This window comes from Isoptericola sp. Y541, from assembly GCF_059445465.1.
The window spans coordinates 392,908-412,085 of the sequence record NZ_JCAIUJ010000001.1 but is presented as its reverse complement, the minus strand read 5'-3'; the positions used below and the strand labels follow the sequence as shown (position 1 = coordinate 412,085).

19 protein-coding genes are annotated in these 19,178 nt (G+C 74.0%); 11 read left to right on the top strand and 8 right to left on the bottom strand.

The genetic code is table 11. The features are described 5' to 3' along the window. Positions 1-119 precede the first annotated feature (119 nt). From hpf to secA, 4 genes are all read left to right on the top strand, one after another. A complete protein-coding gene (gene hpf / locus AC1C2V_RS01950; protein ID WP_495387880.1) occupies positions 120-776 on the top strand; it encodes a ribosome hibernation-promoting factor, HPF/YfiA family in 657 nt (218 codons plus the stop codon). A gap of 215 nt (positions 777-991) precedes the next feature. Continuing rightward, a complete protein-coding gene (locus tag AC1C2V_RS01945) occupies positions 992-2,275 on the top strand; it encodes a winged helix-turn-helix domain-containing protein (protein ID WP_495387879.1) in 1,284 nt (427 codons plus the stop codon). 95 nt (positions 2,276-2,370) lie between these two features. Further along, positions 2,371-3,996 (top strand): cation:proton antiporter domain-containing protein, encoded by a 1,626-nt coding sequence (locus AC1C2V_RS01940; RefSeq protein WP_495387878.1) that lies wholly within the window; start codon positions 2,371-2,373, stop codon positions 3,994-3,996. 187 nt (positions 3,997-4,183) lie between these two features. Then, entirely contained in the window at positions 4,184-7,156 is a 2,973-nt protein-coding gene (gene secA / locus AC1C2V_RS01935; RefSeq protein ID WP_495387877.1) for a preprotein translocase subunit SecA, read from the top strand. 48 nt (positions 7,157-7,204) lie between these two features. Here secA and AC1C2V_RS01930 read toward each other — a convergent pair whose 3' ends face one another. Together AC1C2V_RS01930 and AC1C2V_RS01925 are read right to left on the bottom strand one after the other, a co-directional pair. Further along, the gene (locus tag AC1C2V_RS01930) at positions 7,205-7,945 is read right to left on the bottom strand and encodes an Rv3235 family protein (protein ID WP_495387876.1); all 741 of its coding nucleotides are present in this window, start codon (positions 7,943-7,945) and stop codon (positions 7,205-7,207) included. 42 nt (positions 7,946-7,987) lie between these two features. Then, positions 7,988-8,941 carry a LysM peptidoglycan-binding domain-containing protein gene (locus AC1C2V_RS01925; protein WP_495387875.1) on the bottom strand — a complete coding sequence of 318 codons (954 nt, stop codon included), beginning with the start codon at positions 8,939-8,941 and terminating at the stop codon, positions 7,988-7,990. 158 nt (positions 8,942-9,099) lie between these two features. Between AC1C2V_RS01925 and AC1C2V_RS01920 the strand changes: the two genes are divergently transcribed. Further along, entirely contained in the window at positions 9,100-9,648 is a 549-nt protein-coding gene (locus AC1C2V_RS01920) for a hypothetical protein (protein ID WP_495387874.1), read from the top strand. A 39-nt stretch (positions 9,649-9,687) separates the two neighbouring features. Here the strand turns inward: AC1C2V_RS01920 and AC1C2V_RS01915 are convergent, their stop codons facing one another. Then, the gene (locus AC1C2V_RS01915; RefSeq protein WP_495387873.1) at positions 9,688-9,897 is read right to left on the bottom strand and encodes a helix-turn-helix domain-containing protein; all 210 of its coding nucleotides are present in this window, start codon (positions 9,895-9,897) and stop codon (positions 9,688-9,690) included. Between the two features lie 131 nt (positions 9,898-10,028). Here AC1C2V_RS01915 and AC1C2V_RS01910 point away from each other — a divergent pair, with 131 nt between their 5' ends. Genes AC1C2V_RS01910 through AC1C2V_RS01900 form a run of 3 tightly spaced genes read left to right on the top strand, consistent with a single transcriptional unit; the run spans position 10,029 to position 12,702 of the window. After that, positions 10,029-10,691: a hypothetical protein gene (locus AC1C2V_RS01910; RefSeq protein WP_495387872.1), complete on the top strand. Its 663-nt coding sequence runs from the start codon at positions 10,029-10,031 to the stop codon at positions 10,689-10,691. Beyond that, positions 10,691-12,115 carry a CpaE/TadZ family protein gene (locus tag AC1C2V_RS01905; RefSeq protein ID WP_495387871.1) on the top strand — a complete coding sequence of 475 codons (1,425 nt, stop codon included), beginning with the start codon at positions 10,691-10,693 and terminating at the stop codon, positions 12,113-12,115. Before AC1C2V_RS01910 ends, AC1C2V_RS01905 begins: the two co-directional genes overlap by 1 nt. Positions 12,116-12,171: 56 nt before the next feature. Beyond that, the gene (locus AC1C2V_RS01900; RefSeq protein WP_495387870.1) at positions 12,172-12,702 is read left to right on the top strand and encodes a DUF6912 family protein; all 531 of its coding nucleotides are present in this window, start codon (positions 12,172-12,174) and stop codon (positions 12,700-12,702) included. Between the two features lie 15 nt (positions 12,703-12,717). Here AC1C2V_RS01900 and hisN read toward each other — a convergent pair whose 3' ends face one another. From hisN to AC1C2V_RS01875, 5 genes are all read right to left on the bottom strand, one after another. Then, complete coding sequence (hisN, locus tag AC1C2V_RS01895; RefSeq protein ID WP_495387869.1) at positions 12,718-13,539, bottom strand: histidinol-phosphatase; 822 nt, start codon at positions 13,537-13,539, stop codon at positions 12,718-12,720. Between the two features lie 74 nt (positions 13,540-13,613). Then, positions 13,614-14,657, bottom strand: coding sequence for a ribosome small subunit-dependent GTPase A (rsgA, locus tag AC1C2V_RS01890; protein WP_495387868.1), 1,044 nt, complete (start codon positions 14,655-14,657; stop codon positions 13,614-13,616). Continuing rightward, positions 14,657-16,006, bottom strand: a complete 1,350-nt coding sequence (gene aroA / locus AC1C2V_RS01885) for a 3-phosphoshikimate 1-carboxyvinyltransferase (RefSeq protein WP_495387867.1) — start codon at positions 16,004-16,006, stop codon at positions 14,657-14,659. The genes rsgA and aroA overlap by 1 nt, the downstream gene beginning before the upstream one ends. A gap of 69 nt (positions 16,007-16,075) precedes the next feature. Further along, entirely contained in the window at positions 16,076-16,630 is a 555-nt protein-coding gene (locus tag AC1C2V_RS01880) for a DoxX family membrane protein (protein ID WP_495387866.1), read from the bottom strand. Positions 16,631-16,683: 53 nt separating this feature from the next. Beyond that, the gene (locus tag AC1C2V_RS01875; RefSeq protein ID WP_495387865.1) at positions 16,684-16,830 is read right to left on the bottom strand and encodes a hypothetical protein; all 147 of its coding nucleotides are present in this window, start codon (positions 16,828-16,830) and stop codon (positions 16,684-16,686) included. A gap of 93 nt (positions 16,831-16,923) precedes the next feature. Here AC1C2V_RS01875 and AC1C2V_RS01870 point away from each other — a divergent pair, with 93 nt between their 5' ends. From AC1C2V_RS01870 to rsrA, 3 genes are all read left to right on the top strand, one after another. Next, complete coding sequence (locus tag AC1C2V_RS01870) at positions 16,924-17,889, top strand: helix-turn-helix domain-containing protein (RefSeq protein ID WP_495387864.1); 966 nt, start codon at positions 16,924-16,926, stop codon at positions 17,887-17,889. A 250-nt stretch (positions 17,890-18,139) separates the two neighbouring features. Next, on the top strand, positions 18,140-18,826 hold the full coding sequence (locus AC1C2V_RS01865) for a sigma-70 family RNA polymerase sigma factor (protein WP_495387863.1): 687 nt from the start codon (positions 18,140-18,142) through the stop codon (positions 18,824-18,826). Then, positions 18,823-19,098, top strand: a complete 276-nt coding sequence (rsrA, locus tag AC1C2V_RS01860; RefSeq protein ID WP_495387862.1) for a mycothiol system anti-sigma-R factor — start codon at positions 18,823-18,825, stop codon at positions 19,096-19,098. Before AC1C2V_RS01865 ends, rsrA begins: the two co-directional genes overlap by 4 nt. Positions 19,099-19,178 lie beyond the last annotated feature (80 nt).

Here is a 19,178-nt window from a genome sequence, read left to right as displayed (position 1 = left end):
TCCGGACCGAGGGTCCGGCGACCCGGGAGGTGGTGCCGTACAAGGCGCCCCACGGGGTGCCCCGACCAGAACTCGGGCCGCTCGCGAGGGTGGCCTCACGACGAAGTGGAGCAAACACGATGGAGATCGTCGTCGTCGGCAGGCACACGGAGGTGGCGGACCGGTTCCGCCGTCACGTGGAGGACAAGCTGAGCAAGGTCACCCAGCTCGCACCGGCCGCCCGTCGGGTGGATGTGGAGGTGACGCGCGAGAACAACCCGCGGCTCTCCGAGGTCCGGGAGCGGGTGGAGCTCACCGTCCGTGACAAGGGGCCGGTGATCCGTGCGGAGGCCGCAGCGGACGACCGGTTCGGAGCCCTCGACATGGCGTTGGACAAGCTCACGGAACGGTTGCGCCGAGCGCGCGACCGCCGCAAGGACCACCGCCGCCGCGCGAACGGCGTCCTCCCGTCCGTCGACGTCCGCCCCTACGACGCGGTCGCGGCCGAGCCCGCCACGCAGGCGGCGCCCGTCGCTCTCGCCGAGCCCGGCGACGCGGTCGAGCAGCAGCTCGGCGACTCGCCGGTGGTCATCCGGCGCAAGCTCCACCACGCGGAGCCGATGACCGTCGACGACGCGGTCTACCAGATGGAGATGGTGGGTCACGACTTCTTCCTCTTCATCGACAAGGAGACCGCGCGCCCCTCGGCCGTCTACCGGCGCAGGGGCTGGACGTACGGCGTGATCGAGCTGGACTCGACCGTCGGGGGAGTGGAGCCGGTGACCGAGCTGACGTGACGTCATAGCTCGCTGGTCGAGCATGTCGAGACCTTCGTCGGTCGAGCTTGTCGAGACCACGGTGCGGCCGAGCTGGTCGGGACTTTCTCCGCGGGGACGCGTTCACGGGCGCCCTCCACTTCGGGAGTGATACGTCCCCGCGGAGCAAGTCCTCATCGGGTCTCGGCAGGCTCGACCCGCGAGGAGCTGTCGGTGGTGGCGGGCACGATGCTCGGGTGGACTCCCTCTCGCTCGCGCAGGCCCGCCGCGTCGCACTCGGGGCCCAGGGCCTGCATCGGCCGCGGCCCGGTACTCCGAGGGGCTTGGCCGACGGCGCCGCTGCTGCTGGTGCTGCTGCCGGTGCTGACGGCGGCGTGACGATGCGGCGCGCGATGGCGGCCGTGGAGCGGCTGAACCTGCTGCAGATCGACTCGGTCAACGTGCTGGCGCGCGCTCACCTCGTGCCGCTGTACTCGCGGCTCGGGCCGTACGACGTGGGCCTGCTCGACCGGGCGTCCGGGCGTGCGCCCCGGCGGATCGTCGAGACGTGGGCGCACGTCGCGTCGTTCGTGCCCGCCCAGACGTACCCGCTGCTCGAGTGGCGTCGGCGCAACTACCTGGACGAGGCCTGGGGCACGATCGCCGGCGCGGCTCTCGCGCACGCCGCCGAGCTCGACGTCGTGCGCCACCTCGTCGCCGAGCGCGGGCCCGTGACCGCCCGGGAGATCCACGACGAGCTCGTGGCGGCCGGGCATTCCGGGCCGCGCTCCCGCGAGGAGTGGGGCTGGAACTGGACGATGGCCAAGCGTTGCCTCGAGTTCCTGTTCTTCACGGGCGAGGTCATGTCGGCGCGCCGCAACTCCGCGTTCGAGCGCTGCTACGACCTGCCCGAGCGGGTGCTGCCGCCCGCCGTCCGGGCCCAGGCGCCCGTGCCCGACGACGACGCCGTGCGCCGGCTGCTCGAGCTCGGCGCCCGCGCGCACGGCGTGGGCACCCTGCGCTGCTTCGCCGACTACTTCCGCCTGCGCGGCCCGGCGGTCCGCCGCGCCCACGCCGAGCTGGTCGAGGAGGGCACGCTGGTGCCCGTCGAGGTCCGTGGCTGGGACGAGCGCACCTACCGGCACCGGGACGCGTCGCTCCCGCGCCGGGCCGAGGCGTGCACGCTGCTCAGCCCGTTCGACCCGCTCGTGTGGGAGCGGCGGCGCCTCGAGGCGCTCTTCGACGTCTACTACCGGATCGAGATCTACGTGCCGGCGCCGAAGCGGGTGCTCGGCTACTACGCGCTGCCGTTCCTCGAGGGGGACGCGATCACGGCGTTCGTCGACCTCAAGGCGGACCGCCAGGCCGGCGTGCTGCGCGTCCAGGCGGCCCACCCCACCGCCCACGCGGGCCCGGACACCGCCGCCGCCCTCGGCGCGGAGCTCGACGTCCTCGCGGGCTGGCTCGGCCTGGAGGCCACGGCGGTGGCTCCCTTCGGGGTGCTGGCGCCCGCCCTGGAAGGCGCGCTGCGTGCCGCCTGAACCTGCTGGGCGCCCGGCGCCCTCGTAGGATCGCCGCGACACCCGTCCAGAGCAGGTCGGGCCCGAGCCCGTCAGGAAGCAGATCAGGAGCGCCGATGCCCACGGCAGTGCTGTACCTTGCCGCCGCGCTGGTCGGCGGCCTGGGGGCGACGCTCGTGCGGCTGCCGCCGCTGGTCGGCTTCCTCGCCGCCGGCTTCGTGCTCGGGGCGTCGGGTGCCGCCGAGCTGCCCGGGCTGGAGATGGTCGCTGAGCTCGGGGTGGCGCTGCTGCTGTTCGCGATCGGGCTGAAGCTCGACGCCCGGTCCCTGCTGCGCCCGGAGGTCTGGCTCACCACGGTGGTGCACCTGGTCCTGAGCGTCGCGGTGGCGGTCGGGTTCCTCGGGCTGCTGGCCGTGGTGGGGCTCGGCATGCTCGCCGACGAGTCGCTCGGGTCGTTGGCGCTGGTCGGCCTCGCGCTGTCGTTCTCGTCGACGGTGTTCGTCGTCAAGGTGCTCGAGGACCGGTCGGACACCACGGCGCTCTACGGGCGCATCGCCGTGGGCGTGCTCGTGGTGCAGGACGTCGTCGCGGTGGTCTTCCTCGCGGTGTCGACGGGGGAGCCGCCCAGCCCGTGGGCGCTCGCGCTGGTCGCGCTCGTGCCCGCCGCATGGCTGCTGCGCCGGGTGTGGGACCGTGCCGGGCACGGCGAGCTGCAGGCGCTGTTCGGGGCGTTCGTCGCCCTGGTGCCCGGCTTCTGGCTGTTCGAGGTCGTCGGACTGTCGGGGGACCTGGGGGCGCTGGTCATGGGGGCGCTGCTCGCCGGGCACCCGCGGGCCACGGAGCTCTCCCGCTCCCTGTTGACGGTCAAGGACCTCGCGCTGGTGGCGTTCTTCCTCCAGATCGGGCTGCACGGCATCCCCGGCGGCTTCGACGTCGCCCTCGCGGCGCTGCTCCTGCTGATGCTGCCGCTACAGGTCGCGGTGTACGCCATGCTCTTGTGGCTCATGCGCCTGCGGCGGCGTACGTCGTTCCTCGCCGGCCTCGCGCTGGGCAACTTCTCCGAGTTCGGCATCATCGTGGTCGCGTTCGGCGCCTCCGCCGGGCTGCTCGACGAGGAGTGGACCGTGATCGTGTCGCTGGCCGTCGCGGGGAGCTTCGTCATCTCCTCGGTGGTCAACCGTCGCGGCGTCGAGCTCGCCTCCCGGCTGACCGGTCTGCTGCCCCGACGCGACGTCGCGCGGCTGCATCCCGACGACCGGCCCGTGGACGTGGGCGAGGCGGACGCCGTGGTGCTGGGCCTCGGCCGGGTCGGCTCGGCGACCTACCGCCGGTTGCGCGACGCGTACGGGCTCACGGTGATCGGCGTGGAGCACGACCGGACCCGCGTGCAGACGCTGCGCGCGGAGGACGTCGACGTGATCTCCGCGGATGCGACGGACACCGAGTTCTGGGCGCGGGTCAAGCACGCCGGCCGGGTGCGGCTGGCCGTGCTCGCGATGCCGTTCCACAACGCGAACCTCATCGCCCTCTCGCGCCTGCGTGCGGCGGGGTTCGACGGCCGGGTGGCGGCGATCGCCCGGTTCGACGAGGACGTGGCCGAGCTGCGCCGGCACGGCGCGGACGCCGTGTTCCACCTGTACGGCGCTGCGGGGGCGGAGCTGGCCGACCGGGCGGTGAGCGATCTCGCCCCCGGGCGCGGGGCCGGGCCGGCGGCCGGGACCGGGGCCGACCCGGGCCCTTGACCGTTCGTCCGTCGCGAACCCGCGCCGGGATCTCATGTACTCGGCCTAGGATGGACCGGGTGTGACCGTGTGACCCAGGCGACGGCGCGGACGAGTGATGATCAGTGCGCCAGCCGTTGTTCGTCGCTGCACGTCGCACCGCTCGGTCCCGGCCATCCCCGGGGCGCCACCGACCCTGGAGTACTGCGTGCCTGCGATCCTCGAGAAGGTCCTGCGTTTCGGCGAGGGCCGGATCCTCAAGAAGCTCATCAGCCTGGCCGAGCAGGTCAACCGCCTCGAGCCCAGCTTCACGGAGCTCAGCGACGCCGAGCTGCACGAGGAGACGGACCGTTTCAAGGAGCGGCTCGAGCATGGCGCGACGCTCGACGAGCTGCTTCCCGAGGTGTTCGCGGCCGTGCGGGAGGCCGCCCGGCGCACGCTCGGGCAGCGGCACTTCGACGTGCAGCTCATGGGCGGCGCGGCCCTGCACCTCGGCAACATCGCCGAGATGAAGACCGGTGAGGGCAAGACCCTGGTCGCGACGACGGCGGCCTACCTCAACGCCCTCGAGGGCAAGGGCGTGCACGTCATCACCACCAACGACTTCCTCGCCAAGTACCAGGGCGACCTCATGGGCCGCGTCTTCCGATTCCTCGGACTGACCACAGGCGTCATCCTGTCCGGCCAGACGCCCGACGAGCGTCGTCAGCAGTACGCCGCGGACATCACCTACGGCACGAACAACGAGTTCGGCTTCGACTACCTGCGCGACAACATGGCCTGGTCGCCGGACGACCTGGTGCAGCGCGGGCACCACTTCGCCATCGTCGACGAGGTGGACTCCATCCTCATCGACGAGGCCCGCACGCCGCTGATCATCTCCGGCCCGGCGTCGGGCGACGCCAACCGCTGGTACACGGAGTTCGCCAAGGTCGTGCGGCGGCTGACCGTCGACACCGACTACGAGGTGGACGAGAAGAAGAAGACCGTCGGCGTGCTCGAGCCGGGCATCGAGAAGATCGAGGACTACCTCGGCATCGACAACCTGTACGAGTCGCTCAACACCCCGCTCATCGGCTTCCTCAACAACGCCATCAAGGCCAAGGAGCTGTTCAAGCGCGACAAGGACTATGTCGTGCTCAACGGCGAGGTCATGATCGTGGACGAGCACACCGGCCGAATCCTGGCCGGCCGCCGCTACAACGAGGGCATGCACCAGGCCATCGAGGCCAAGGAGGGCGTGCAGATCAAGGCGGAGAATCAGACGCTCGCCACGATCACCCTCCAGAACTACTTCCGGCTGTACGACAAGCTCGCCGGCATGACCGGTACGGCCGAGACCGAGGCCGCGGAGTTCCTGGGCACCTACAAGCTGGGCGTCGTGCCGATCCCGACGAACAAGCCGATGATCCGCATGGACCAGGCCGACCTGGTCTACAAGAACGAGGACGGCAAGTTCGGCGCCGTCGTCGCCGACATCGTCGAGCGGCACGCCAAGGGCCAGCCCGTCCTGGTCGGCACCACGAGCGTCGAGAAGTCCGAGCTGCTGTCGGACCTGCTCAAGCGTGCGGGGGTGCCGCACAGCGTGCTCAACGCGAAGGAGCACGAGCGTGAGGCCGCGGTCGTGGCCCAGGCGGGCCGCAAGGGTGCCGTCACCGTCGCGACCAACATGGCCGGCCGAGGCACCGACATCATGCTCGGCGGCAACGCCGAGTTCACCGCGGTGGCCGCGATGTCCGACCAGGGGCTCGACGCCGCCGAGGACGCGGACGCCTACGAGGCCGCGTGGCCCGACGTCCTGGCCAAGGCCGAGGAGTCGGTGGCGGCCGAGCACATGGAGGTCGTCGAGCTCGGCGGGCTGTACGTGCTGGGCACGGAGCGGCACGAGTCGCGCCGCATCGACAACCAGCTGCGCGGCCGCTCCGGCCGTCAGGGCGACCCCGGCGAGTCGCGGTTCTACCTGTCGATGCAGGACGACCTGATGCGCCTGTTCAACTCCGGCCTGGCGTCCTCGATGATGGACCGCGCCGGGTTCCCGGACGACATGCCGCTCGAGTCGAAGATGGTGACGCGCGGCATCCAGAGCGCGCAGTCGCAGGTCGAGGCACGCAACTTCGAGATCCGCAAGAACGTGCTCAAGTACGACGACGTCCTGGCCCGCCAGCGCTCCGTCATCTACGCCGAGCGCAAGCGCGTGCTCGAGGGCGAGGACCTGCAGGAGCAGGTGCAGCACTTCCTCACCGACGTCATCACGGCCTACGTCGAGGGCGCCACCACCGTGGGCAACCCCGAGTCCTGGGACCTCGACGCGCTGTGGACGGCGCTGAAGTCCGTGTACCCGGTGTCGATCACGCCCGAGGACGTCGTCGAGGAGGCTGGCGGCGTCGGCCGGCTGACCCACGAGATGATCCTCGAGGAGCTGCTGTCGGACGCGCGCGTGGCGTACGAGGCGCGCGAGGAGTCGCTCGGCGAGTCCGCCCTGCGTCAGCTCGAGCGGCGAGTCGTGCTCTCGGTGCTGGACCGCAAGTGGCGCGAGCACCTGTATGAGATGGACTACCTCAAGGAGGGCATCGGGCTGCGCGCGATGGCGCAGCGCGACCCCCTGGTCGAGTACCAGCGCGAGGGTTTCCAGCTCTTCCAGGCCATGACCGAGGCCATCAAGGAGGAGTCGGTCGGCTTCCTGTTCAACCTCGAGGTCCAGGTGCAGCAGCCGGGCGCGGACAACAGCGGCCCGGTGATCTCCGCCGCGAGCGCCGCCGCCGTCGCCCAGTCCGGCGCCGGCCAGGTGACGGCTGGGGGCGCCGCGGAGGGCGAGCGCCCGGCGACAGGGCCCGTCCCGACTGAGCCGGTCGTCGCCGAGTCCGAGCCCGAGGCGGCGGAGCCCGCCGCAGCTCAGGCGGAGCCGGCGGCGTCCCGGGCCGCTTCCCGGGACGAGGAGCCCGTGCTGCTGGCGAAGGGGCTGGACGCCCCCGCGCCCCAGCGCCTCCAGTACTCGGCGCCGAGCGAGGACGGCTCGGCGTCGGTGGCCGGCGGCGGCACGCGCCGGTCCCGCCGAGACCTGCACGGCGAGGCCACGGCGGCCACCAGCGACGGCCGCACCTTCCCCGGCACGCCGCGCAACGCCCAGTGCCCCTGCGGCTCGGGCAAGAAGTACAAGGTGTGCCACGGCGTCAACGAGTGACCTGATGCCGAGCGAGAGAACCCCCGATCGGGGTCCTCTCGCTCGGCATCAGCCGATCTCGAGGACGGCGACGCGCCAGGCCCCACGGCGCGCCTCCAGCCGGACGGCGGCGGCCCGCACGCGGCCGTCGTCGTCGAGCACCACGGTGGCCTCGGCGACGTCGTCGCCCAGCCGGACGAGGCGCACGCGCCGCACCTGGACCGGGAGGTTGTGCCCGCGAGCGTGCCCGGTGCCGTGCGCGAGCCCGATCCTGGCCCGCTCGGCGAGCTGGTCGCGCACCTGCGGCGTGACCCAGCGGGCGAGGTGCGCGGCAGGGCGCTCACCCCGCAGCACCTCGACGGCGGCACGCACCACCGCGCAGCACTGCGCGGTCGGGTCGGGCAGCAGCTCCGGGGCCTGCTCCCGCAACGGGCGAGGCTCCGCGTCCTCGTCGTCGCCCACGGGCCGCCGCACCCCCGGGGCGCCGACCCGCACGCGCCGCACGCCCGGCCCCGGCCGGGTGTCCGCTGCGGGGTAGCCGGCCGGGCCCTGCGGACGAGGGGTCCCCGTGACGCGCAGTGGCCGAAGCACCCGCGTCTTGTCGCGTCCCACGTCGTCGCGGGCGTCGACGTGCCCGTCCCGGTCGAGGTCGTCGCGCGCGGGGTCCGCGCCAGAGGGCGACGGGGCGTTGCCGGGTGTCGTGGCGATCGGTGTGGTGGCGATCGGTGTGGTGGCGATCGGTGTGGTGGCGATCGGTGTGGTGGCGGTCGGTGCAGGGGTGCTCGTCGCGGTCGTCGTCGTCGCGGTCATGGTGCCCTCCGGTGGGTGCAAGTTCTCGTGGGTCGCGCGCCGTCAGGTGGGGGTGTGCAGGATCTGGCCGGGCAGGAGGCGGTCGGGGTCCGCGCCGATGACGTCGCGGTTGGCCTCGTGCCATCGGGTCACCTCGCGCAGGATCTCGGCGTCGGTGGGATCTCCCCCGAGGGCTCGGGACGCGATCTCCCACAGCGTGTCGCCGCGCAGGACGACGTGCGTGTCGTCGTCGGCGCCCTCGGACGTGCCCTCGGACGCGCCGGCGGCGGTGCGCGTGACCGGAGAGACGGCCACGTCCTCCGCGACGTTCGTCTCGGCGGGCTCGATGGCGGGCGTCGGCTGTTCTGTCGACGTCACCACGGGCTCGGCCGCCGCCGCCGCCGGCACGTCCGCGGCATTCCCGTCGCCGGCATTCCCGTCGCCGGCATTCCCGTCGCCGGCATTCCCGTCGCCGGTCGTCCCGGTATCCGTCGCTGCGGGGCCGGAGGACGTGGACTGCCACCCGAGGTCCAGCACCACGGAGGCGTCGTCGGTGGCGGGCTGGGTGGGGGAGACGTCGGCCGCGAGCGCGACCGTCGGGGCGAGAGCGAGGCCCGTTCCCACGCCCACCCCGACGGCGGAGCGCACGAGGCGCCGGACGGCGGCGGGGGCGATGCGCTCGACGGCGGCCTCGCCCGCCCGCCACCGGCGTCCGAGCCGCGACGCGACGACGCATCCGAGCGCGATCGCCCCGCTCAGCGCGAGCCATGCCGCGGCGACGAGCCCCGCGGCGAGCACCGCGAGCTCGACCCAGAGATCGACCGGCACCGCGGTGACGCCCCACGCCGAGCGGGGGGCGACGGCGCCGACCCGCAGCAGCAGCGCGGCCGCGGCGACGCCGCCGGTCAGGGTCAGGAGGGCCAGGCGGCCGAGCCCGCTGTGGGGTCGGGGACTGGCACCGCGAGGGATCGCGGAGTGTCGCGCGCCGCGCCGCCGTCGCTCGATGCTGCCGGACATCAGGTCTCCTTCGTCCCCGGCCATCCGCCGTCGATCACTCTCGATGATGTCGTTTGATGGCTGTTGATGTGCTCTGGTCACGTTATTGAAGCGGACTGGTGCCGGGTCTGTCTACCTGGGCATCCTGTGGGCACTGACGTACGTGACGAGGGGGCTGCATGACGGGCATGGGTCCGGCCAGGTGGGAGCTGCTGTTCGCCGATCTCGAGGCGCGGTTCGAGGCGGAGGAGGCCGTGGCGCGGGAGGGCACCGTCGCCGAGCTGACGCGCGCCGAGCAGGCATCGATCCCGCTGGTGGACCGCCTGCGCGCGGCGACCGGCGCGGCGGTGCGGCTCGAGCTGCTGGACGGCGAGGGCGTGGAGGGCCGGCTCGCCCGGGTGGCGCACGCCTGGGTGCTGCTCGACGGGCACGGCGCGCGGGGACGGGTGCAGCACCTTGTGCCGCTGCCGGCCCTGGCGGCCGTCGTCGGGCTGGGGCGCCATGCGACGCCCTCGCGCGCCAGGACCGACGGCCTCGGGCTGGGGCACGTGCTGCGCGGGCTGCAGCGTGACCGGGCCCGCGTGCTGGTGCGCACCGCGGCGGGCGGGGTGACGGGCCGTATCGCCCGGGTCGGGGCCGACCACCTCGACGTCGAGGAGGCCGAGCGGGCGCGGCCCGTCGTGCGGACCGTGCCGTTCACCGCGCTGCTGCGCGTCAGCGAGGCGTGAGGCTCACGCGAGACGGGGGCGGCTCGGGGGTCGGACGGTTCAGAGGTCGCCCGACGAGATCCGCTCGCGGGTGCGGGCGTACTGGTGCTCGATGTACTCCTCGAGCTTGCTGGTCTCGACCCGCCACACCTTCTTGGGCCCCACCTGGATGGCGGGCAGCTCGCCCGAGCGCACCAGGGAGTACGCCTGCGTGCTGGAGATGTTGAGCATCTCCTGCACGTCTGCGAGGGAAAGGAACCGGCTGGTCATACGGGCATTCTGACACAGCGATGACCGCTGATGCCCCGGTTTGTCCACAGGGGTGGTCGGAAGCACACGAGGGATCCCGGATGATAGGTTCCGGCGCGACGCTGCGCCCTCGAAATTCGAACCTCCGGAGGATGTCCGTGAGCACCGACCCTCTGCCGGCACCCGTGGCCGCCCGGCTGCGCCGCCCCACCTGGCGCGACCCGCGCCTCGTCGTCGGCGTCGTCATCGTCGCGGCCTCCGTGGCCCTCGGTTCCTGGGCGGTCTCGTCCGCCGGGCGCACCGTGCCCGTGTACGCGGCCGACGGCACCCTCACGCCGGGGGAGCCGGTGGACCCGGCGCAGCTGCGCACCGTCGACCTGCGGATCGACTCCGGCACCGAGATGTACCTGCGAGCCGATCAGGAGCTGCCCGACGAGCTCGTGGCGCTGCGTGTGGTCGACGACGGCGAGCTCGTGGCGCGGTCGGCGCTGGGCGACGCCGCGGACGTCGACGTCCGGTCGGTCGCCGTGCCGGTGGACCAGGCGATGTCGGCCCGCGTGGCGGCCGGCGCCGTCGTGGACCTGTGGTCGGCACCCGAGGCGGCCGCGGGCAGGGGGGTCGCGGCAGCGGAGCCGGCGCCGATCGTGAGCGGCGTCGTCGTGGAGCAGGTCGACGAGGCGGGCACGGGGCTCGTGGTGGCGGACGGCGCCACCCTGCACGTGCTGGTCGGCACCGAAGACCTGCCCGCCGTCCTGAGCGCGCTGGCGAGACCCGGGACCGTCACGGTGGTGCCGCGGGCCGGGACCGGCGTCTGATGGGCGCGAGCGTCACCGTGCTGTGCGCGGTGCGCGGGGCGGCCGAGAGCGACGTCGTCGTCGCGCTGGGGACGCCCGGGTCCGGGGCCACCGTCACGCGCCGCTGCGGTGACGTCGCGGAGCTCCTGGCCGCGGCCGCCGCGGGTGCCGGTGCGGTCGCGCTGATCTCGGCCGACCTGCCGGGACTGGACCGCGAGGTCGTGGGGAGGCTGCACGCGGCCGGGGTGCGCGTGGTCGCGCTCGGCGACGGCGTGCTGCCGACCGCCCGGCTGCACGCCCTCGACGTCGACTCGGTGGTCGAGCGGTACGACGAGGCCGTCGTGCTGGCGGCGGTACGGGACGCCGCACCCGTGCGCGCGCCCGCGGGAGCGGCAGGGAGCCCGGCAGCTGCCGACCTCGTGCTGGGCCACGGCGCTGCGCCCGAGCTCGACGGCGACCCGGGCCTCGCCGACGCCCGGATGCTCGACGATGCCGACGATGCCGACGATGCTGCGCCCCGCCGTGGCCGCGTGATCGTGGTGTGGGGCCCCGTCGGCGCACCGGGGCGGACGACGACGGCGATCGAGCTCGCCGCCGCGCTCGGCGGGCTCGGTCCCCGTGCCGGCCGGCGGCACGGCCGGGGGCGCCGCGCCGCCGCCGGGGTGCGGCCGGCGGAGAACGTGCTGCTCGTCGACGCGGACACGTACGGCGCCTCTGTGGCGCCCCGCCTGGGCCTGCTCGACGACGCGCCGGGCCTCGCGGCCGTGTCCCGGGCGGCCGGGCAAGGGATGCTCGACCTGCCCACGCTGGCCAGGCACAGCCCGGTGGTGAGCGGCGGGGTGCGCGTGCTGACCGGGATCACGCGGGCGTCACGGTGGCCCGAGCTGCCCTCGAGCGCCGTCGAGGTGGTGCTGGAGCGCGCCCGTGAGCTCGCGGACTGGACGGTCGTCGACTGCGGCCCGGTGCTCGAGACCGACGAGCTGCTGATGTACGACACGCACGCGCCGCAGCGGAACGCGGCCACCCTGGCCGCGCTGCAGGCGGCGGACGTCGTCGTGGCGGTCGGTGCGGCCGACCCCGTGGGCATCCAGCGGCTCGTGCGTGGCCTCGAGGATCTGCGCGAGGTGCCGGTGCCCGTCGCCGCCGAGCGGGTCGTGGTCGCGAACCGGGTGCGGTCGTCGGCCGTGGGCGCGCAGCCGGAGGCGGCTGTGCGCGACGCGCTCTCCCGCTACGCGGGGGTCGACCACGCGCACCTCGTGCCGGATGACGGCGCGGCGCTCGACGCGGCGTCGCTGGCAGGGCGCACCCTCGCGGAGCACTCGCCCGCCTCGCCGGCCCGCCTCGCGTTCGAGGCGCTCGCCGACTTCGTGCGGGAGTCGGTGGCCGTGCCGGCCACGGCGTCGGCCATGGCGTCGGCCATGGCGCCGGTCGCGGCGACCTCCTGAGCGAGGCGCCGCGCGCGGCGGCGCCGCCCGCGGCCGTATGGCGGCAGACTGTGCCCATGCGCATCTACGTACCCGCCACCCTGGACGAGCTCGAGCAGGCCGTCGTCGGCGCCAGGGGAGCGCGCTGGGACGTCCCCGCCCGCCGGGCGCACGCCGTCACGCCGGCGCTCGTGCGGGAGCTGAGCGACGAGGACGAGGAGAGCCGCGAGTACGAGGCGTTCCTCGCCGCCGCGGACGACTCGCTGGCCCTGGTGGCCGCGCGGCGCGACGTGCCGCCGCTGCGCGTCGTCGTTTCGCTGGAGGTGTCGGACGATGCCGTGACGGCGGCGGACGCCGAGGAGCCGAGCGCGGTCGACGTCGCCGCACTCCCGGACGTCGTGATCGTCGCCGTGCACGTCGACGAGCCCGAAGCCGCCGCGGACCTGCGCGCGGTGCTCACCGCCGCCGACGAGGAGAACGACGCCGAGCGTGTCGGCGACGTGGGTGTGGCGTCCGACGAGGCACTGGACGCGGCCCTGCAGCGCGTCACCGACCGCGACCTGCTCTGGTACGACCCGACCGAGATCTCCCAGATCCCCCGCCCGTAGCTCACAACAAGGCGGTCAGCCGAGGTAGACCATCGCCGCGTCGTGGAGGTGGCCGTTGGTGGCCATGCCGTTGCCGCCCCAGGGGCCCGGTGCGCCGTCGAGCGAGGTGAAGCGGCCGCCGGCCTCGGTGACGATGGGCACCAGCGCGGCCATGTCGTAGACCTCCAGCTCGGGCTCGGCGGCGATGTCCGCCGCGCCCTCGGCCACGAGCATGTACGACCAGAAGTCGCCGAAGCCGCGCGTGCGCGCGCACTGGCGGGTGAGGTCGAGGAAGCCGTCGAGCTTGCCGTGCTCCTCCCAGCCGGACAGGGAGGAGTACGAGAAGGAGGCGTCGGCGAGCGAGCTCACGCCGGAGACCGACATGCGCGACGCCGACGCGAGGGACTTGCCCGTCCAGGCGCCGGAGCCCTTGGCCGCCCACCAGCGCCGGCCCAGCGCTGGCGCGGAGACGAGGCCCATGACGACGTCCTCGCCGTCGGCCAGCGCGATCAGCGTGGCCCACACGGGGACGCCGCGCACGAAGTTCTTGGTGCCGTCGATGGGGTCGATGATCCACCGCCGGGCGCCGCTCCCGGCGGAGCCGTACTCCTCGCCGACGATGGCGTCGCGCGTCCGCGCGCGGTGCAGCTGGGCGCGGATGAACTCCTCCGCCGAGCGGTCCGCGTCCGAGACGGGCGTGTCGTCGGGCTTGCGCTCCACGTGCAGGTCCAGGGCCTTGAACCGGGACATCGTGATCGCGTCCACCTGGTCGGCGATCACGTGGGCCAGGCGCAGGTCGTCCTCGTACGTGCGCGCGGGCCCGCTGGTGGGGCTGCGAGACGGCTGGGTGTGCGACACGCCTCACACCGTAGCGGTCCGGCCCCGCCCCGGTGACCAGGCGCGCGGACGGGGACGGATGGAGCGCGAACCGCTCAGTCGGCGGTGGACCGGGCGGTGAGGAGCCGGCGGAACGACGCCACGCGCGCCTCGCGCGCGGGGCGTGCGTGCTCGGGCGACGCCGCCAGCCACTCGTCGAGCGCGCAGTCCGGGGCGTCCGCCAGGTGCGTGCAGCCGCGCGGGCACTCCGCGGCGACCTCGGCGAGGTCCTCGAACGCCTGCAGCAGATGGTCCGTCTCGACGTGGGCGAGCCCGAACGAGCGCACGCCGGGTGTGTCCACCACCCAGCCGTCGCGGGCGTCGTCCTCCCCGGGCGGGACGGGCAGCCGGAGGGCCACCGCCGACGTCGAGGTGTGCCGGCCGCGGCCGGTGACGTCGTTGACGACGCCGATGGCGCGGTCGGCGTCGGGTACCAGCGCGTTGATGAGCGTCGACTTCCCGACCCCCGAGTGCCCGACGAAGACCGAGGTCCGACCGGCCAGGCGCGCGCGCACGGCCTCGACGCTCGCCGCGTCGTCCTGCTGCGTGACCACGACCTCGACGCCGATCGGCACGTACAGGTCCCGCAGGGGGCCGGGATCGGCGAGGTCGGCCTTGGTGAGGCACAGCAGCACGTCCATGCCGGCGTCGTACGCGGCCACGACGCACCGGTCGATCATCCCTGTGCGCGGCTCGGGCTGGGCGAGCGCGGTGACGATCACGAGCTGGTCGGCGTTCGCGACGACGATCCGCTCGTACGGGTCGGTGTCGTCGGCCGTGCGCCGAAGCACCGAGGAGCGGTCCTGGATGCGGACGATCCGCGACAGGGTGCCCTCGCCCCCCGACGTGTCGCCCACGACGTCCACGCGGTCGCCGATGACGACGCGGGTGCGGGTGAGCTCGCGTGCCTTCATCGCGTGCACGATGCGCTCGTCGGGCGAGCCGTCATCGACCACGAGCGTGTATCGCCCGCGGTCGACGCCGATGACCATCCCGGTGACGGCGTCCGCGTGTTCGGGCCGCTGCTTGGTGCGGGGGCGTGAACCGCGCTTCGAGGGCCGCTCGTACTGCGCGTGCTCGTCGACGGTGCGGCGCGGCATCAGTCCCCGACCCCCGTGCCGGCGGCGGGCCCGAGCAGCTGCAGCCACATCGCGTCGAAGCCGGGCAGCGTCTTGGCCGTGGTCGCGACGTTCTCGACCCGCACGCCGGGCACCCGCAGCCCGAGGACGGCACCCGAGGTGGCCATGCGGTGGTCGGCGTAGGTGCGGAACAGCCCGCCGTGCAGGGGCCGCGGCGTGATGACCAGGCCGTCGCGCGTCTCCTCGGCCTGCCCGCCGAGCCGTGTGATCTCGGTGGCGAGCGCGGACAGCCGGTCCGTCTCGTGCCCGCGCAGGTGCGCGATGCCCCGCAGGCGGCTGGGGGAGTCGGCGAGGGCGGCGAGCGCGGCGAAGGTCGGGGCGAGCTCGCCGGCCGTGTGCAGGTCGACGTCGACACCGCGGATCTCGCCGGTGCCGGTGACGGTCAGGACGCCGTCGCGCAGGTCCGCGTGGCCGCCCAGCCGCTCGAGCAGCTCGGGCACCATCGCGCCCGGCTGCGTGGTCGACGTCGGCCAGCCGGGCACACGCACGGTGCCACCGGCCACGAGCGCGGCGGCCAGGAACGGTGCCGCGTTGGAGAGGTCGGGCTCCACGCGTACGTCGCGCGCCGCGATCGGGCCGGGCGCCACCTCCCAGATGCCGTCGCGGGAGTCGTCGACCTCGACGCCGACGTCGCGCAGCGTGGCCACGGTCATCGCGATGTGCGGGAGGCTCGGCAGGGTGGTGCCGATGTGGCGCAACGTCAGGCCGCGCTCGAAGCGTGCGCCGGCGAGCAGCAGGGCGGAGACGAACTGGGAGGACGCGGACGCGTCGACGTCGACCGCCCCGCCCGCGACCCGGCCCTTGCCGTGGATGGTGAAGGGTAGGTGCGTCGGGGTGCCGCCGTCGGGGGCTGTCACCCGGACGTCGAGGGCGCGCAGCGCCGCGAGGACGGGCAGCATCGGCCGCACCCGTGCCTCGGGGTCCCCGTCGAAGCGGACCGGGCCGCCACCCAGCGCCGCCACCGGGGGAAGGAACCGCATCACGGTGCCGGCCAGGCCGGTGTCGACATCCACGTCGCCGCGCAGCGGGCCGGGGGTGACGCGCAGCGTGCTGGGCTGGTCGCCCTCGGCGACGTCGGCGCCGAGGGTGCGCAGCGCCCCGATCATGAGGTCGGTGTCGCGCGAGCGGAGCGCGCCGCGCAGGGTGCCCGGGCCGTCGGCGAGGGCCGCGAGCACGAGCAGCCGGTTGGTCAACGACTTGCTGCCGGGTACCTCGACCGTCGCGTCGAGCGGCCCGGGGGCCACGGGGGCCGCCCAGCCGTCGGCGACGTCGGGTTCGGCCGTGGCGGCGGGCGGCGGGGCTGCGGTCATGGCATCGAGGCTAGTTCACCGGCCGTGGCGCGGACGGAGGCGTCTCGGCTGCTCGTCGGCGGCGGCCGCTCAGACGGCCTCGGCGAGCTTCGCCCGGGCCTTCGCCCCCGCGGCCTTGCCCGCTTCCTTGGCGGTCCCGGCCTTCGCCTTGGCGGTCTCCGTCTTCGCCTCGGCCACCCGGGCGGCGTGCCCGCGCGCCTGCCGCACGCGGTAGGAGACGCCCGGCTGCCCCTCGAGGTCGATCCCGGCGATCACCGCGGCGCCGATCTTGCCGACGTCCTTGACGAAGGCGGCGGTGCGCAGGGAGCGTTCGGCGCCCTTGCTGGTGAACGGCTGGTGGACGACGGCGAGCGGCGCGGTCAGCGCGGCGAGCGCCAGGGCGGCAGTCCGAGGGGTCCGGCCGACGGCGAGCAGGAGACCGGCGAGGGCGGTGGCGGCGCCGTGCGCCCGGACCAGCAGGGATGCCTGGCGGTCGCTCAGGGGCTCGGCGCCGACGGCCCGCGTCACGAGGGCGGATCCGTCGCGGGCGGCCTCCATGTGTTCGGCCGGGTGGAGCACGGCTTGGATGCCGTCGTAGACGAACGGGGCGGCCAGCAGGGGGCGGGCGATACGGCGCAACAGCATGGAGCCACTGTGGCAGAGCACGCACGCTCCTGCGCGTCGACGGTTGGGCGCCGTCAGGCGAGGGGCGTGCCCTCCCACCACTCGGGGTGCGAGCGCGGGGGGCAGCGGTTGCCGAGCCCGTCCCGACGCACCAGTCGTACGAGGCGCGCGGTGTAGGCGATCAGCAGGAGGGCGACGAGAATCAGCAGGAACGTGGTCATGGCAGCAATACTTCGCGCACCGTGTTCCTGCCACGAGTGGCAGCAATGCCATCCCGCATCGATTTTCTGCCAAGGTCGTGGGACGCTGGTGCCATGATCCGGAAGGTCGCGGCCGTCGTCGTTCCCGGCGTGGCGCCGTTCGAGCTGGGCGTCGCGTACGAGGTGTTCGGCATCGATCGCACGGACACCGGCGGCCCGGCGTTCGATTTCACCCTGTGCACCCCCGAGCCGGGCCCCGTCATGACCAAGGGCGGCTTCCCGGTGGTCGTCGAGGCCGGTCTCGAGGCGCTGGACGACGCGGACCTCGTCGTCGCCGTCGCCTACGGCATCGACGAGGACGGCGCCGACGCGCTCCCGCACGCGTACCTGGAGGGCCTGCGGCGTGCGCACGACCGGGGAGCCTGGCTGTTCGCCATCTGCTCGGGCGCGTTCGCCCTCGCCCGCGCTGGACTGCTCGACGGCCGCCGCTGCACCACGCACTGGATGTACACCGAGCGGCTCGCCGCGCAGGTCCCGAGCGCCGACGTCGACCCGGGCGCCCTCTACGTCGTGGACGGGAAGGTCCTCACCAGCGCGGGGACGGCGGCGGGCATCGACGCCGCGCTGCACCTCGTGCGCGCCGAGCTCGGGGCCGAGGCGGCCCGCGCTGTCGCCCGGCGGATGGTGGTGGCACCCCAGCGGGAGGGCGGGCAGGCCCAGTTCGTCGTCGACCCGCTGCCCCGCGAGGGCGAGTCCCTCGCCGGCCTGCTCGCGTGGATGCGAGAGCACCTGGCGCAGGAGCACACGGTGCCCCGCCTGGCGCGGCGCGCGGCCCTGTCGGAGCGCACCTTCGCGCGGCGCTTCCGGCAGGAGACGGGGGCCACCCCCGGGGCCTGGCTGGCGCGTCAGCGCGTGGCCCGCGCGCAGGAGCTGCTGGAGTCGACCCAGGCACCGGTGGACGAGATCGCCCGGCTCTGCGGGTTCGGCGGCGCCGCCGCGCTGCGGCACCACTTCGCGCGGCAGCTGGGCACGAGCCCGGTCGCGTACCGCCGCCGGTTCGCGGCGCCGCTGGCGTCGTAGGCCCGACGGCGCACGGCCGGGAATGCGAGGGCCCTTCTGGCGGTTGCACCGCAACGTGAACACCCGCAACTCGCCGACGGCTCTCGCAGCCGCCCCTGCCGCCGGACCGGAGTCCGTGCGGCTGTTCGCCGTCCCGGCGGACGCCGTGGCGGCGGGTGCGGCCGGCGGACCGACGGCCGACAGCACGACCAGCCTGCACAGCTCGTGGATCGGAGGACCCCACCCAGTGCCTGGACTAGGCTCGACCGTGATGACCCAGCACCTGGACCCGGCGAGCGAGGCCCCGCGCGGGAGCACGGGGAACGTCCCGGACGACGAGGAGATCCCCGAGGACACCGAGCGTGCCCCCGAGGACGAGACGAGCGCTGCCCGCGCCACCCGCTTCGAGCGGGACGCGCTGCAGTACCTGGACCAGCTCTACTCGGCCGCGCTGCGCATGACGCGCAACCCCGCGGACGCCGAGGACCTGGTGCAGGAGACGTTCGCCAAGGCCTTCGCCGCGTTCCACCAGTACAAGCCCGGCACCAACCTCAAGGCCTGGCTGTACCGGATCCTCACGAACACGTTCATCAACACCTACCGCAAGAAGCAGCGCGAGCCGCAGCAGTCCCAGGCCGAGGACATCGAGGACTGGCAGATCGCGCGCGCGGCGTCGCACACGTCGCGGGGGCTGCGCTCGGCCGAGGCGGAGGCGCTCGACCGGCTGCCGGACTCCGACGTCAAGCGCGCGCTGCAGGAGCTGCCCGAGGACCGTCGCATGGTCGTCTACTACGCCGACGTCGAGGGCTTCCCCTACAAGGAGATCGCCGAGATCATGGGTACGCCGATCGGGACGGTGATGTCCCGGTTGCACCGCGGTCGTCGGCAGCTGCGCGAGCTGCTGTCCGACTACGCGGCGCAGCGAGGACTGGCGGGCGCCCGTGGAGGAACGTCATGACTGAACCCATCACCCCGATCCCGCACGAGCCGGCGGCAGGGGAGAACGAGTGCGAGCACGCGCTCGTGCACCTGTCCGAGTATCTCGACTCCGAGATGACGGTCGAGGACGAGACGCGGATGCGCGCCCACGTGGCGCACTGCGCGCCCTGCCTGGCCGAGCTGAGCGTCGAGGAGCTGGTCAAGCAGCTCGTGCGGCGCTCGTGCGCCGAGCGCGCGCCCGAGACCTTGCGGGTGCGCATCCACGAGCAGATCACGATCCTCGCGCGCTGACGCACCGCTGGCGTCGCGCAGAGGCAGCAAGACAGAGAGGGGCGGACCGAACGTTGGGGGGCTTCTCTCGTTCTTTTTTT

Excerpts from the sequence above, each read along its gene's own strand:
- hpf (WP_495387880.1), top strand. The coding sequence starts at position 120 with ATGGAGATCGTCGTCGTCGGCAGGCACACGGAGGTGGCGGACCGGTTC.
- AC1C2V_RS01940 (WP_495387878.1), top strand. The coding sequence starts at position 2,371 with ATGCCCACGGCAGTGCTGTACCTTGCCGCCGCGCTGGTCGGCGGCCTG.
- AC1C2V_RS01930 (WP_495387876.1), bottom strand. The coding sequence starts at position 7,945 with ATGACCGCGACGACGACGACCGCGACGAGCACCCCTGCACCGACCGCC.
- AC1C2V_RS01925 (WP_495387875.1), bottom strand. The coding sequence starts at position 8,941 with ATGTCCGGCAGCATCGAGCGACGGCGGCGCGGCGCGCGACACTCCGCG.
- AC1C2V_RS01920 (WP_495387874.1), top strand. The coding sequence starts at position 9,100 with ATGACGGGCATGGGTCCGGCCAGGTGGGAGCTGCTGTTCGCCGATCTC.
- AC1C2V_RS01915 (WP_495387873.1), bottom strand. The coding sequence starts at position 9,897 with ATGACCAGCCGGTTCCTTTCCCTCGCAGACGTGCAGGAGATGCTCAAC.
- AC1C2V_RS01910 (WP_495387872.1), top strand. The coding sequence starts at position 10,029 with ATGTCCGTGAGCACCGACCCTCTGCCGGCACCCGTGGCCGCCCGGCTG.
- AC1C2V_RS01905 (WP_495387871.1), top strand. The coding sequence starts at position 10,691 with ATGGGCGCGAGCGTCACCGTGCTGTGCGCGGTGCGCGGGGCGGCCGAG.
- AC1C2V_RS01900 (WP_495387870.1), top strand. The coding sequence starts at position 12,172 with ATGCGCATCTACGTACCCGCCACCCTGGACGAGCTCGAGCAGGCCGTC.
- rsgA (WP_495387868.1), bottom strand. The coding sequence starts at position 14,657 with ATGCCGCGCCGCACCGTCGACGAGCACGCGCAGTACGAGCGGCCCTCG.
- aroA (WP_495387867.1), bottom strand. The coding sequence starts at position 16,006 with ATGACCGCAGCCCCGCCGCCCGCCGCCACGGCCGAACCCGACGTCGCC.
- AC1C2V_RS01880 (WP_495387866.1), bottom strand. The coding sequence starts at position 16,630 with ATGCTGTTGCGCCGTATCGCCCGCCCCCTGCTGGCCGCCCCGTTCGTC.
- AC1C2V_RS01875 (WP_495387865.1), bottom strand. The coding sequence starts at position 16,830 with ATGACCACGTTCCTGCTGATTCTCGTCGCCCTCCTGCTGATCGCCTAC.
- AC1C2V_RS01870 (WP_495387864.1), top strand. The coding sequence starts at position 16,924 with ATGATCCGGAAGGTCGCGGCCGTCGTCGTTCCCGGCGTGGCGCCGTTC.
- AC1C2V_RS01865 (WP_495387863.1), top strand. The coding sequence starts at position 18,140 with ATGACCCAGCACCTGGACCCGGCGAGCGAGGCCCCGCGCGGGAGCACG.
- rsrA (WP_495387862.1), top strand. The coding sequence starts at position 18,823 with ATGACTGAACCCATCACCCCGATCCCGCACGAGCCGGCGGCAGGGGAG.